General features: G+C 39.8%; 13 protein-coding genes, 1 tRNA gene and 1 riboswitch. Of the genes, 3 read left to right on the forward strand and 11 right to left on the reverse strand.

All coding sequences use genetic code 11. The features are described 5' to 3' along the window. The first annotated feature begins 2 nt into the window (after positions 1 to 2). On the forward strand, positions 3 to 140 hold the full coding sequence (locus VEB00_13190; GenBank protein ID HYF83970.1) for a cyclic lactone autoinducer peptide: 138 nt from the start codon (positions 3 to 5) through the stop codon (positions 138 to 140). 29 nt (positions 141 to 169) lie between these two features. On the opposite strand, the gene VEB00_13195 is transcribed toward VEB00_13190, so the two are convergent. From VEB00_13195 to VEB00_13205, 3 genes are all read right to left on the reverse strand, one after another. Then, complete coding sequence (locus VEB00_13195) at positions 170 to 1,465, reverse strand: GHKL domain-containing protein (protein ID HYF83971.1); 1,296 nt, start codon at positions 1,463 to 1,465, stop codon at positions 170 to 172. Further along, positions 1,449 to 2,225 carry a LytTR family DNA-binding domain-containing protein gene (locus VEB00_13200; protein ID HYF83972.1) on the reverse strand — a complete coding sequence of 259 codons (777 nt, stop codon included), beginning with the start codon at positions 2,223 to 2,225 and terminating at the stop codon, positions 1,449 to 1,451. The genes VEB00_13195 and VEB00_13200 overlap by 17 nt, the downstream gene beginning before the upstream one ends. Positions 2,226 to 2,368: 143 nt before the next feature. After that, on the reverse strand, positions 2,369 to 2,968 hold the full coding sequence (locus VEB00_13205) for a PsbP-related protein (protein HYF83973.1): 600 nt from the start codon (positions 2,966 to 2,968) through the stop codon (positions 2,369 to 2,371). Between the two features lie 396 nt (positions 2,969 to 3,364). Between VEB00_13205 and ltaE the strand changes: the two genes are divergently transcribed. Continuing rightward, positions 3,365 to 4,390, forward strand: a complete 1,026-nt coding sequence (gene ltaE, locus VEB00_13210; GenBank protein ID HYF83974.1) for a low-specificity L-threonine aldolase — start codon at positions 3,365 to 3,367, stop codon at positions 4,388 to 4,390. Positions 4,391 to 4,535: 145 nt separating this feature from the next. On the opposite strand, the gene VEB00_13215 is transcribed toward ltaE, so the two are convergent. From VEB00_13215 to VEB00_13235, 5 genes are all read right to left on the reverse strand, one after another. Next, positions 4,536 to 5,546 carry a nucleoid-associated protein gene (locus VEB00_13215; GenBank protein ID HYF83975.1) on the reverse strand — a complete coding sequence of 337 codons (1,011 nt, stop codon included), beginning with the start codon at positions 5,544 to 5,546 and terminating at the stop codon, positions 4,536 to 4,538. A gap of 123 nt (positions 5,547 to 5,669) precedes the next feature. Next, on the reverse strand, positions 5,670 to 6,674 hold the full coding sequence (locus VEB00_13220) for an iron ABC transporter permease (GenBank protein HYF83976.1): 1,005 nt from the start codon (positions 6,672 to 6,674) through the stop codon (positions 5,670 to 5,672). Then, positions 6,661 to 7,932: a heme ABC transporter ATP-binding protein gene (locus VEB00_13225; protein ID HYF83977.1), complete on the reverse strand. Its 1,272-nt coding sequence runs from the start codon at positions 7,930 to 7,932 to the stop codon at positions 6,661 to 6,663. Before VEB00_13225 ends, VEB00_13220 begins: the two co-directional genes overlap by 14 nt. 58 nt (positions 7,933 to 7,990) lie before the next feature. Beyond that, positions 7,991 to 8,923 carry a cobalamin-binding protein gene (locus VEB00_13230; protein HYF83978.1) on the reverse strand — a complete coding sequence of 311 codons (933 nt, stop codon included), beginning with the start codon at positions 8,921 to 8,923 and terminating at the stop codon, positions 7,991 to 7,993. A gap of 135 nt (positions 8,924 to 9,058) precedes the next feature. Then, positions 9,059 to 9,255: riboswitch (cobalamin riboswitch) on the reverse strand. Positions 9,256 to 9,299: 44 nt separating this feature from the next. After that, positions 9,300 to 10,445 carry an iron-containing alcohol dehydrogenase gene (locus tag VEB00_13235; GenBank protein HYF83979.1) on the reverse strand — a complete coding sequence of 382 codons (1,146 nt, stop codon included), beginning with the start codon at positions 10,443 to 10,445 and terminating at the stop codon, positions 9,300 to 9,302. Positions 10,446 to 10,690: 245 nt separating this feature from the next. Between VEB00_13235 and VEB00_13240 the strand changes: the two genes are divergently transcribed. Next, the gene (locus VEB00_13240; GenBank protein ID HYF83980.1) at positions 10,691 to 10,873 is read left to right on the forward strand and encodes a hypothetical protein; all 183 of its coding nucleotides are present in this window, start codon (positions 10,691 to 10,693) and stop codon (positions 10,871 to 10,873) included. A 106-nt stretch (positions 10,874 to 10,979) separates the two neighbouring features. Here VEB00_13240 and VEB00_13245 read toward each other — a convergent pair whose 3' ends face one another. The 3 genes from VEB00_13245 to VEB00_13255 form a co-directional block, all read right to left on the reverse strand. After that, positions 10,980 to 11,375, reverse strand: a complete 396-nt coding sequence (locus VEB00_13245) for a hypothetical protein (GenBank protein HYF83981.1) — start codon at positions 11,373 to 11,375, stop codon at positions 10,980 to 10,982. Between the two features lie 142 nt (positions 11,376 to 11,517). Then, positions 11,518 to 11,601 (reverse strand) — tRNA-Leu (locus tag VEB00_13250). A gap of 160 nt (positions 11,602 to 11,761) precedes the next feature. Continuing rightward, the gene (locus VEB00_13255; GenBank protein HYF83982.1) at positions 11,762 to 13,360 is read right to left on the reverse strand and encodes a peptide ABC transporter substrate-binding protein; all 1,599 of its coding nucleotides are present in this window, start codon (positions 13,358 to 13,360) and stop codon (positions 11,762 to 11,764) included. Between the last annotated feature and the right edge of the window lie 5 nt (positions 13,361 to 13,365).

Genomic DNA, 13,365 nt, shown 5'->3' on the forward strand with positions numbered 1-13,365 from the left:
AAATGAAAAGATTCTTGAAACCACTATTGGTCCTTATCAGTACCTTAGCTTTGTTTATAGCAAGTACTTCAACAACAGCTTGTTACTTCTGGTCGTTAAGGGAACCTAAGATGCCGGAATCGTTAATTAAGAGAGACTAATAAAAAAAATAAGAGCACATATCGTGCTCTTATTTTTTTATTATAAGCTCCTGCTTAAATATTCCTTCTTCAATAAATGTGTTATGCAATATATTGGCATACTTGGATAATACCTGATTGGTTATTGCTAGACCAAATCCTCTGTTGTTTCCCTTTGTAGAATACCCTTTTTTCTGTATCTCATCCACGTCGACAGTGCCCTCGTAGGTATTTTCAACACTTATTGTCAGATAACCTTCACCATCAGTCAGAATAATGTTCATTTTTTTAATATCCGAAACCGCTGCTGCATCAATTGCGTTGTCAAGGTAGTTTCCCAGCACTTCACATAGATCGGTAAGCTTCATGCTAACTTGATGCACTTCATTTATGACCTGCACTCCCACCTCTATTCCCCTGCTCTCAGCTTCATTAATCTTATTCCACAGCAGTCCGAATATTGCATATACCTTTATTCTCTGCAAAGCCAGAAGCAAATTGCTGTCCATTTTTTTTGTTTCATCCATTACCTCGGAATAGTAGGTTTTCAAACCCTGTATATCATTCTCCTGAATATATCCATAAAAGCTATATATGGTATTGGCATAGCTATGCTTCAGTCTTCTGAAGTCATTTATAAGGCTGTCTATCGTTTTTATATAGTCCTGCTGTTGGTCATACTGCTGCTCCTTCAAAGTCAATGCACTGTTGGTAAAATTGATGTACAGGCTTAGTATAAGATACATCCACATGATAGCTACATTTACCAGTATTACGCTTTGATCTACCACCCCAATAAACTTTATATATACTGAATAGTTAACCGCAATTACAATAAAGGTAGCAAACATGTATATTGATGACTTTATACTTATGCTGCGCTTGTATTTGTCTGTCATTTCTTGAGTCTGTCTTATGAGCCTTATAAGAAAAATTATTATTATTACAGTTCCGTATATTATTAAATCAGCGGTTAAGGATAGCAAAATATGGGATTTAATCTTTTCATGAGTATACCCATATATCTTGACCAAAATGAACACCGCAGATATATCCCCAACTGCAAGGGCGATGGCATTTGTGATATTAACAACAATTGACTGAATCAAGCCGAGCTTCAACAAGAAATATGACATAAGCATCATAAACGGCAGCATTATCAGAGCACGCAATCCCATTCCAATGTATTGGTCCAAATATACAAGTAAATTAGTGCCTAAAGCTGTGATAATGACAAACCTCAGTAATACTTTCTGTTCTCTTTGAAAGCTGTACAATGCCTGCGCCAAATATGTAAAAATAACTATTGCCATTGTATTGATAAATATCCTATATAGTACTATCATTCTCTTGAACCATCCTATCCAATACTACCTTTATTTCACTTTTCTGCTGCCTCGACATAAAGCACTTTTCGTCATTGGACATTATTATGTACGAATCCTTATAGTTGACTTCCTTTACATGGTTAATGTTGATAATGTATGAGCGATGACAGCGGCAGAAATTCTCTCCGCTTTTATTAAGTTCATTGATTATATCCTTTAGATAACCGAAAAATTCTATGTTTCGGCTCTTTGTATGTACTACAAGCTTTTGATTTATTGATTCCACGAATATGATATTATGGAGTTCTATGTTGTAATCGCAGTTTCCTGACCTGATTTTAATTATTGCATTCTTATTATGCTTTTGGTAGTTCAGATAGTTGCTATAGTGCTTATTTATGGAAAGTACGCACTCCTCAAGTGCCTGATAAGATACCGGTTTTATAAGATATTCAAAGGCTTCAATATGATATTTGAACACCGTCATGCACAATTCCGGATGACCTGTGACAAAGGTTATATAACAATACGGATCAAAGCTCCTGATCTGCTTGGCCAACTCCAATCCATTCATATTAGTCCCAAGGTTTATGTCAAGAAAGTACGCATTAATACCCTGCGCATATTGCTTTGCATATTCGATTACCCTCTTGGGATTATCTGTTGTAAAGCATACCTTTGCGTCTATGCCATTCTGCCTAATAACCTTTTCTAAGCTTGTCCTGATATTGTTCAATATAACCTGCTTGTCCTCACATAACACCATATTTATAGACATGTCCAACACCTCCAAAAATGCTTAGGTTTACACACATAGACGGCATAATATAACCAATAGAATTGATTCGACAAAAATTCGCTTTTTCCTTTAAAAAATAATTGAATTGCATGTTTTATTATATGAATGATGTTGCTATTTATCTATTTTTTGATATTCATGGTATGTATTATTCTGTCAAACAGAACTTTATAATAGTTCTTCCATTCTTTTTCTGGCACAAAAAAGCTTATCCTGTATACTTTATTAGAGTACCCCTCAATAAAAGCTTCGTATGCCCTATTATACTCCCCCTCAGGGTTTGCCCTGCTGTAATCGATCAAATAGCCTTTTTTGTTGTCTGCCATAATCTCCTTGATATCAAAGTGTTTAAAGTCAACTACGCCTACAGCTGACTCTTTTGACTCTTCAATAAACTGCTTCAGAGGCTTGGAAAGCTTCCACACCTGTACAAAGCCATTTATCCTTTTATCCTGGGAGATAAAATTCATGTGATATAGTATTTCCCCCCCTGCAAAGGATACTTCCTGCGTATGCCACGAATCAGGCAGTTCAAAATGAAATGTGTTATCCATAACGTTATAAGCTTCAAAAAGCTGCTTTGAAGCCTTTTCTCCCTCAATATTCTCCGTAAAGGCAGTAAAAGCTGACGGAAGCCTTCCTGTATAAATTAAAGCTGCGCACAAGACAATAATCGCTATAAATGAAAGAGTAAATGTAAGCTTTAGCCTATTCCTCAACACTATATATCACTCCTTAGATGGTTTAAATTTGAAACATTGATTGACTATAATAAATGATATTAGGCTTTGCTTTCATACAGAACAAAGGTAAGCTTTACATGAAAAATTTTTCTATTTCCACAATAAGCACTTGTGCCCTGTAATAGAATTCGTTCGTAGAAGCAGGGCACTACATTAATATTGAACGCACAATAGTATTCGCATTGGGTAAAGTGCGAATTCAATAACAGCTAAGGAAACATTTACGCGAAATTTGAATAAAGCATGTAATATGTATTTCGCGAAATGTATTGGAAGTGCATTATTAACATTTTGAATTGTTTGAAAATCTGTGATGTTAATAAGCACTTATTATTGTATAATAGTAATGAATTAATAATAATGGAGGTTTTAGTGTTGAAATACATAGATTTGCGAAGCGATACTGTCACACAGCCCACTGATGAGATGCGCGAGGCTATGGCAAAAGCAATTGTCGGGGATGATGTCTATGGAGACGACCCTACTATGTGTCTCTTAGAAAAAAAAGCTGCAGAGTACGTCGGTAAGGAGGCTGCACTTTTTGTGCCAAGCGGCACCATGGGAAATCAGCTGGCAGTCATGACACATACAAGAAGAGGACATGAGATAATAGCAGAAGAGAATTGTCATATAGTCCAGCATGAGGTAGGAGCCATTGCGGTATTATCAGGTGTACAGCTCAGAACCATCAAAGGGCACAAGGGTATCATGGAACCACAATCCGTTGAGAAGACTATAAGAGAAGATGACATACACTTTCCTGAGACAGGACTCATTTGTATGGAGAATGCATTGTCAAACGGCACAGTTGTACCGCTTGACAGAATGAAGGAAATATATGATATAGCCAAGAAACATGACTTGCCTGTTCATCTTGACGGAGCAAGGCTTTTCAACGCTGCAGCGTCTCTTGGCGTAGATGCGTCACAGATTACGCAGTATACCGACTCCGTAATGTTTTGCCTTTCCAAGGGCTTATGCGCTCCGGTCGGCTCCATGCTTGCAGGCAGCAAGCAGTTCATAGATAAGGCAAGGAAGAATCGAAAGCTCTTGGGCGGCGGAATGCGCCAAACAGGTATACTTGCTGCCGCCGGACTTATAGCACTGGAGAAAATGTCGAAGCGTCTCCATGTCGATCATGATAATGCAAAGTATATGGCAAAACGCCTGGTGGAAATACCTGGAATCAAGCTTACCCATGAGGATGTACATATAAATATGGTTTTCTTTGATATGGAGGAAACGGGAGTGAGCTCAGAAAAGCTTGTAACCCAATTACTTGAGAAAGGCATCAAGATAAATGGCATAGAAGGCGGACTCATGAGGTATGTCACAAACAATGATGTCAGCAAGGAAGATATTGATTATACCATCCAATGTATGAAGGATATAATGAAATAAACAAAAGTTACGTGTAACACTGAAGACACTGAAATCCACTGAATACACGGCGGGAAAGAATAATTAGCCGTGTAATTCAGTGAAACATCCGTGTCTTCCGTGTTATCCGTAACCATGCTATTAGAATGCTTCGACAGAAGCTTCGTTATCTTTCTGTATAGTTTCTTACATTCTTAAGTATGATATCTATTGTGCCGTCACCATTCCTCTTAATCTGAAATTTATCCTTATCGTTATAAACTTCATTGTCTATATAAAGCTCAATGGACTTGTCCACTTTCAACCGCTTCCTCTTAAGCTTCTTTTCCGCCCATTCTCTGTCTATCGGCACATCATTTTCAGTAATTCCCTCATTAACCATTACAGCCTTGAACTCATTCTTGACCATCATGTCACTGAAATTATCCTCAGCAACCTTTTGCACATCAAAGCTGTCTTGGTTCCTCAAGTGGTCGGATAACCTTGTTCTAAAGCGCTCTGCTTCCTGAGCATTATCCTTGAAGGCTTTTCTGGCAAACTGCTCCGATACTCGGTTGATTATCTTGGTATTCTCCCGCCTGTCCCTTACAAATGTGCATTTGAGGAAGGAGTTTATAAATATACCCTCCTTGTCCCTATCCAATACCAGCATATTGTATTCGCCATCATCCTTTAGCTCCCTTATCACAACAGCCTTGGATACCTTCTGGCTCAGCCCCGGAAGCCCTGTACGATTAACACCCACCGTTACTACCGGATTGCCTTCGCTATCCTTGATATAATGGCAGTAGGAATTTGTAAAATTTAGCTTAAGAAGTGCAAGGTACTTTCCTTCCTGAGTTTCAAAATGGCAGACAGCCATATCTCCGGAGGATTCTTTTTCATCTGTGCCAATGCACCTGAACAAATACTGCGACAGCTTGTTGCTGTTATCCACGAACTGCTCCTCATCCTCGAATATTTCCTTGCACAGGTCCCTGACTATATTCTTTTCCTCACCAAAGAAGGCCGGCTTGGCTTCTTCATCCTTAAGGATCTTTAACAGATGGCTTTCAAAATACTCATACACCTCTTCTGTCAACTCCAGTGCCTTCTCCGTCAATACTGTAGTGTTGTTCTCCCTGTCAAGCACGTTCAATGCAACCTTGTTTACTATGATTTCTTCTATATTCCTCAAAAAAACTACCTCCGAAATAACTTGGTATTTCTATATATAAAGATAATATCACAAAAAACAACGGACGACCACTGGTCGTCCCTACACCTCGAAACCTCGCACCTCGCACCTCGAACCCCGTACCTACTTCACTTTCTGCCTTCGCAGGAGGAATATGAAAAACGGCCCTCCCATTATCGAAGTCATTACCCCTACTGGTATTTCCACCGGTTGTATGAGCACCCTGCCCACAGTATCAGATAACAAAAGCAGTATCGCTCCCAGAAGTGCCGAGTAAGGTATCACCCTTTTATTGTCAGAGCCTATTACCAGTCTAATAATATGAGGAGCTACCAATCCCAGAAAAGCGATTGTCCCTCCTGTAGAAACCACAATGCCTACTATCAGAGAGCAGGTTATAAGCAATATGTTCTTCAAAGCCGCTGTGTTGATGCCGAGATGATGGGCTGCTTCCTCTCCCATTACGAGTATGTTAAGCTCCCTGGTATAATATAGCAGCACCGCCAATGCCGGTACAATGAATATCGACGCTATGTAAAACTCATTCCAGGTTGCCATGGATAGGCTTCCCATAGTCCAGAACACAATGTGCTCTATTTTATCATGATTCATCATCATCAGGAAGGATATAACAGATGCCAGAAAATAGCTTACGGCCACCCCTGCGAGCAGAAGTGAGTTGACTGACATCCTATTTTTTGTATAAGCAAGACTATATACGAAAAATAACGTGCATACAGCACCAATGAATGCGAATATTCCTGTAGACTCTATTCCCATGATGCTAATGTTAAAGCCGGTAATAATAGATATCACCGCCCCAAGGGCTGCCCCCGAAGACATTCCCAAGGTATAGGAATCTACCAGCGGATTTTTAAATATTGCCTGCATTACTCCACCTACAGCAGCAAGACCAGCTCCTATAACCGCCGCCAGCAATACCCTTGGAAGCCTTATATCTATAAGGATAGAGGCATTAACTGTATCAGCACCCCTGGTCAATATCTCGATTATTTCCCTTGTACTGATTTTTACAGCTCCTGTAACTGCTGCAAGCAGCAGTGATGCTATAAAAAGCACAATGAGTATTATAAGTACCAGCCAACTCTTCTTATTATTTCTCTCCATGGGTTCCAACCGCCTTCAAAATTTCATCGTTCAAGGTCTTGCTATCTACAAGAATTGCATTGTCCCGGCCTTTTATGCTTTCATAAAGCTGCAGGGCAGCGCCTCCTGTGTAATCCCTCTCTGCAAAGCTCTCGTCCCCAAGTATGAATAGAGGCTTACCTTCCAGTTCCTTTTCAAGCAGGAGCTCCAGGTTTCTTTTATTGGACTTGCCGAAGTACAATCCAGTGAGCACTATGGCATCAGCCTCAACAGCCAAGTCCTTGTTCTTCAAATATGCTTCCTCTGATATGCCTGCAAAAGGCACTTCTTCCGAAATTTGCACATCGTTCTCCTTGGAGATTTTCCAGTCTAGGTCACCAATGGCAAGTACTCCACTGCTAAGGTCAAAGCCTTCAGAATGAAGCCTTCGTATTATATCGCTTCCGCTTCCTCCACCGCATATCACATGTATTCGTATATCCTTTTTTACTATGTTAGGTCTTGTAAGGGCATATATATATGGCTTATTTCCTACCGGACTGACTGAAACATAGACGTCAGTACTGAATATATCCTTGATGTTGGAAGCAGTCAAGGTCTCAAACGGAGTACCCTGCTGCTTCACTTCACCATCCTTCATCATAACAATATAGTCGCTGTATGCAGAAGCCATGTTGAGGTCATGAAGAACTGTAATTGCTGTCAGCTTCTTATCAACACACATTTTTTTTATTAGGTTCAATATTTCAACTTGATGCTGGAGGTCCAAATGAGATACCGGTTCATCAAGAATAAGTATAGCTGGCTCCTGTGCCAATGCCTGTGCCAGAATTACCCTCTGACGTTCTCCCCCGGAAAGCTCCATGAAGCTTCTGTCTCTCAAGTGAGTCGTGTTGGTATATTGCATGGCTTTATCTGCAACCTCCAAATCTTCACGCGTCTCCCCCCTGAGCTTGTTCACATATGGATACCTGCCCATAAGCACAACATCAGAAACCTTGAAGTCAAATTCAAGCGAGGTGTTCTGAGGAACAAAAGAAAGCAGCTTAGCAATGGACCGTTGCTTCATATGCTTGATATTTCTGTTCTCCAGGTACACAACACCCTTCTGGGGCTTAAGTGCAGTTGAAATAAGCTTGAGAAGGGTGCTTTTGCCTGACCCGTTAGGACCTACTATGCAAAAAAAACTCCCCTTCTTAATACTCATGTCGACCTGCTCCAGAACTTTTTTGAAATCATAGCTGAAGCTCAGCTTTTCAACCTGTATCTGATAATCCATTTATTTTTCCCCTCTTTATGCCTATGCTGTACGGGCGAACAGTGTTCGCCCCTACCTTTTATTCTCCGAAGAACACTCTGTGCAACTCTTCAACCGCTTGGACAATTCTTGGTCCCGGCCTTGATATTACATTGTCATCAGACATTACATATACTTTTCCCTGTTTAACACATTCAAGCTTGCCAAACACCTGATTCTTAGATAAATCTTCCTTATTCATACCTTTATCTGTAGAATGCAAAGCTGCCACAAGCATTTCAGGATTATCCTTTACAAGCTCTTCTGCACTGTATTTTGCCCAGCTCTGAACCTTTTCAGCGACATTGATTCCTCCGGCAGCTTTTATTACATCATTGATAAAAGTCTTTGATCCAGCAGTAGTAAGCGGATCAGCCCATACCACATAGAATACTGTGGGTTTTTTCTTATCCTTTGTCTTAGCTTCTATCTCTGCAATTTTACTTTTCATGCCGGCTACAATTTCTACAGCCTTAGCATCAGTCCCCGTAATCTTGCCAATAATACCTATGCTTTGGTAAATTGCTTCAAAGCTCTCTGCTTCCGTTACAATTACAGTAATGCCCATGGCTTCAAGGGCTTTGACGGATTCCTCCTGAATATATCCAGCCAGCACAACATCAGGCTGAACCTTCTTTATAAGCTCCATATTCGGACCTTCAAAGGTCCCAACCTGCTCAATCTTCTTAGCCTCCTCAGGATAATCGCAGTAGCTGGTAACTCCGACAACCCTGTCTCCTGCCCCAAGAGCAAAAAGTATCTCGGTATTGGATGGTGAAAGGGATACTATTCTTTGAGGAACCTTATCCAGTACTATGTTCCTGCCTTTAAAATCTGTCACTTCGATTTTTTCTGTGCCGGCAGTCTCCGCATTCAGTGCTGGTGCTGGCTCCTGCGGTGCCACAGGCTTAGCGCAGGCTGTGAGGTTTAGTATCATTATCATTGCAATTGCAATTATCAATAGCTTCTTCATTTAATTACTACACTCCTTCAAAGATAAATTTTAATATTCCTTTACTGCATAATCTACACCCCTGTGCAAACAAAAAATTCCTTCTACTAATAGAAGGAACAAAAATGCTGTACTAAGCACCTCCCTATCTCTCGTAGGTAAGCTTCAAACTCAGGCAGGTCTCCTGGCTTAGGTTCATCGTATTCCTACACCTTCCCAGAGCATTGGCTCCAGTGGACACATAGGATACTCACCGTTACAGTGGCGGGACCGCATGGGGTTTTCACCCATTTCCCATTTAAGCTGACCGGAGGAATTGCCTCCGGCTAAGCACCTGAACTATTTCGCTATTTAATTCATATTGATTCTAACATAATGCTTCACACTTTACAACAGCTTAAAAAGTAATATCCTTACCCTCAAATATATAACGAAGCACTAATTTCATATCTTCTATGGAAACCAATACAGGGTTTACTTTTGTTGACCCCTTCAAGGAGTTGGTTACCAGAATATCAAAGCTTTGCTCAAAGTCCTCCGACCTTATACCCATTGACCCGAAGGAACTTGGAATCGAAAGTCTCTTGTTCAATTCTTTAATTGCTCCTATAAAACTGCCGGTTCCCACTCTCGAAGCAAGATATTGAAGCTTTTCCTGTACAAGCATATCCTTTGAATTGTATTGCAGCACATAGGGAAGCACTACTGCATTCAACAGCCCATGCCCATAATTGAACCGTCCCCCTATTGCATGAGAAATCCCATGTGCCATCCCCAGCCCTACATTTGCGAAGGCACTACCGGCAATACACTGGTAATTATGTACCTTTTCACGGTATTCAATTGTTCCCTTTTCATAGGAGAGCGGCAGATACTTGAATAAACCTTCCACAGCACCGGAAGCCAAACATTCGGTATAATCGTCCCGATTTGTGTTTATATAACTTTCAACAGCATGAGTCATTGCATCCATGCCCGTTTCTGCAACCACATTCTTCGGCATTGATAGTGTAAGATTTGCGTCAAGTATGGCAACATCCGGTATAAAAGCGTTGGATTTCAGTCCTATCTTTATATCGCTATCCTTATATGTTATCACTGCAGCTTTGGTTACCTCTGTTCCAGTACCTGAAGTAGTAGGTATCGCAATAAGCTTCAGATTTTTCCTTGAATCAGGCAGTTGTTCATTCATCGCTGCATCAAAGGAAAGCCCCGGATATTCATAGAAAAGTGTCATGGCCTTAGCAGCATCAATGGCTGAACCGCCCCCCACAGCTATTATAGTATCGGGGACAAAGCTTCTCATTTCTGCAGTACCTTCTAATACCTCATCAGTTGTCGGGTTTTTCTTAATTCCTGAGTACACGTAATACACACAGCTCTTTCTCTCCAATAATTCCTTGATTGAATCTATAGTACCATTTCTGAAGGTTGACCCTTCTCCGGTTATAACAAATACTCTGCTGCACTGTACATCTTCAAGATATCTCAAGCTTCCAACACCCGTTACTATAAGCTCTCCATGCAATCTCAACTCTTTCATTAAACACACCTCTTATTCCAATATTATTTCCCCGGCAATTGTTGAATCCAGTCATTTTTTTAATACTTTCCCACAAGTTTTAAACCTTTGCAGTTATGATGCCCCATATATCTATTCGCTAAAGTATCATTTTTACCTTTCAATGCCATAACAAAATAATAAGTTAAAAGATTGATGTATCCTTAAATCATCAATTTTGATATACTTTTGTTGGTATGTAAGATTTGCAAAGGGAGTGAAATATCTTGGATAAAGAAAAGCGAAACATGATAAAGAGAGACTTTGATTATGAAGAGGATGACTATGACCGGCTGAAGCTTGCCAGCAGCAGTAACAATCCATATAGAGGATTTACAAATAAGGCGACCAGGAAAAAACGTGAGTTTGATTATGAAGAAGACGCCTACGAGCCGGAAAAAAGCAAATAAAATACTAAGTAGGTTCTCACCTGCTTAGCTTTAACTTGTTAAAAGCAAAAAACTACTTCTCCCGAAGTAGTCAAAAAAACATTTTTCATATTGTATGCTAATAAATTTATAGGCTATTCTCGTCAGACTCACAGGCTTCTCCGATAGCTTCAACATTTTCTATATCATCTTCTGAAGCTTCCGCAGTCTCATTGCAAACCTCAACTTTTGTTAATAACGCCAAACTTTTTGAAACTTTTTGATTAATCATACCTGCCGCATATAAAAGAGCTGCTATGCCACCGTAAAGAGCAACGGATTCAAATATTTCCGGCAGCAATTGTGTTGGTACCAATTGCTTCATGATCTCAGCCACCGGATACCCCTCAGCCGCATATTGGTTAAGAACATTTTTAAACAATAAAATACTATTAGTCAATGATGCAACCGCTATGAGTGCCACAGCCAAAGCAGCAAAATACAGAACAATTGTACCCACTGGTTTCTTTTCTTTATGTATCATAATAATGCATCTCCATTCCTGTCTTTAAGACTAGGTTTTATTTCTTGATTTTTTTGAATACTAGAATGTTAACGTATAATGAAAAATGCTTTTAAAAAAACAAAAGCTTCAAGATTTAACTTTGAAGCTTAATCATTCGTTATGGTGCGAGAGACGGGACTTGAACCCGTACGATGGAATCACACGCCCCTCAAACGTGCGCGTCTGCCAATTCCGCCACTCTCGCATTTTTGGTTGTTAAAATTTTTTCTTGAGGGTTCTATTTTTTGTTGTTTAAACTTGTCTGTAGCCACCTGCCACATTGACTATTATATAATCTAAAAGCCTTTATGTCAATAGGAATCTATATGACATCGCAGTAATTTTTTTCCGCTGTACAGCTCCACTTATCGCTTGCTTTCAGGTATGAACCATTGATGTATGCTTCTATATGGATTCACTACATCCGGCTTTATGTCTCCTATTATCTTATTCCTCACAACCACCGCTGCATCTCTGAAGAAAAGGCTTATGCACGGCACTTCTTCCCTAAAGTCTTTCTGCAAATTTTTATATACATTTTTTCTCTCGTCATCGTTCATTGTAGTGTATGATTGCTGCAGCAGAGCATCGATATCAGTATTGGAATAGGACATGAAGTTCTTGCCGCTTTCTATCTGCGTACTGTGAAAAGCAAAAGACAAATCCTGCGTATTCGATAGATTATAGCCTGTAAGCACTGCATCGAAATTTTTAGTTTCAATAGCTGTTTTCAGGTCTGCGAAAGCAATAAAGCTTATTTCAACCCTAAATCCTGCCTCTTCCAAGTCTTTCTTTATATTCTCTGCAGCTTTTCTTCTGAATTCATTCTCATCATTTGTCAGCAGCGTGAACTTAAGCTCCTGCTTGACTCCGTCAACGTCTCTTTCTAGAATTCCATCATTGTTAGAATCCACAAAGCCTGCTGCTTTTAGCAGATTCTGAGCTTCCAACTTGCTATACCCATATTTTGTGCCTTCACCATCATTCAGCCAGGAAACCGGGTTTATTGGCACATCAGTTACTGCAGCGTTTCCAAGCAAGTATTTATCCACAATTGATTTTCGATTTATACCTTGGATCATTGCTTTTCTAACTGCTTTGTCCTGAAAAATCGGATTTTTGTAATTCAAGCCAATAAAGTCATAATTCATTGTTGCATATTTGTAAGCATTTACATCCTTCATTTCGCTGTACTTTTCCCAGTCATAGGAGGTCGTATTTAAAATATCCAGTTCCTTGGACTGAAAAGCTGTGGAAAATGCATCAGTATCATTTATAAAGGTTACCTTAATTTTTTCAATATATGGCTTTTCTGTGCCCTTCCACTTGTCATTGTATACCAGCTCCATGGATTTGAGCTTGTTATACTGTGCCACCTTGAACATACCAGTGCCAACCGGCACTGCATTTATATCAGCTTTGTAAATATGTTCAGGAATTATTGGAAAATCCAACATATCAATCGCATTTGCAAATGGCTGGTCAAAGACTACTTCTATTGTTGAGTTATCTCTGACTTTATATGAAAAGATATGCTCTAAATTGCTCTTATAAATAGAATCCACCGATGCTTTAATTGTATCCATAGAAAACTTTACATCAGCAGCAGTTAAGCTTTCTCCGTCACTCCATAGCAAATTGTCCTTCAGCTTCACTACGCACTTTGAGTAGCCGTCCTCGAAGCTCCAGCTTTGTGCAAGTACAGGAGTTATTTTTAGCTTTTCATCATAGTCTACAAGACTCTGAAAAATCAGCTTGGAAATGTCGTTGTATGTCTTGCTTTTGCTTAGCAGAGGATTCAAAGAACCTGACTCCACCGAGCTCATATTTATTGTTCCTCCTGCAACAGGCTTTTCATCTTCTATGGCGATTTCCGTTTTGTCCGGCGCAATCACCTTATCACAGGATATCAGCACCAGCGAAATAATCAGTACGAATACCAGCAAAAACTTCCTATCCTTCATTATAA

The sequence above is a fragment of the Clostridia bacterium genome (assembly GCA_035628995.1).
Lineage (GTDB): Bacteria > Bacillota > Clostridia > Lutisporales > Lutisporaceae > BRH-c25.

Coding starts and splice junctions, on each gene's coding strand:
- VEB00_13225 (HYF83977.1), bottom strand. CDS start 7,932: ATGGATTATCAGATACAGGTTGAAAAGCTGAGCTTCAGCTATGATTTC.
- VEB00_13200 (HYF83972.1), bottom strand. CDS start 2,225: ATGTCTATAAATATGGTGTTATGTGAGGACAAGCAGGTTATATTGAAC.
- VEB00_13220 (HYF83976.1), bottom strand. CDS start 6,674: ATGGAGAGAAATAATAAGAAGAGTTGGCTGGTACTTATAATACTCATT.
- VEB00_13195 (HYF83971.1), bottom strand. CDS start 1,465: ATGATAGTACTATATAGGATATTTATCAATACAATGGCAATAGTTATT.
- VEB00_13190 (HYF83970.1), top strand. CDS start 3: ATGAAAAGATTCTTGAAACCACTATTGGTCCTTATCAGTACCTTAGCT.
- VEB00_13245 (HYF83981.1), bottom strand. CDS start 11,375: ATGATACATAAAGAAAAGAAACCAGTGGGTACAATTGTTCTGTATTTT.
- VEB00_13255 (HYF83982.1), bottom strand. CDS start 13,360: ATGAAGGATAGGAAGTTTTTGCTGGTATTCGTACTGATTATTTCGCTG.
- VEB00_13235 (HYF83979.1), bottom strand. CDS start 10,445: ATGAAAGAGTTGAGATTGCATGGAGAGCTTATAGTAACGGGTGTTGGA.
- VEB00_13230 (HYF83978.1), bottom strand. CDS start 8,923: ATGAAGAAGCTATTGATAATTGCAATTGCAATGATAATGATACTAAAC.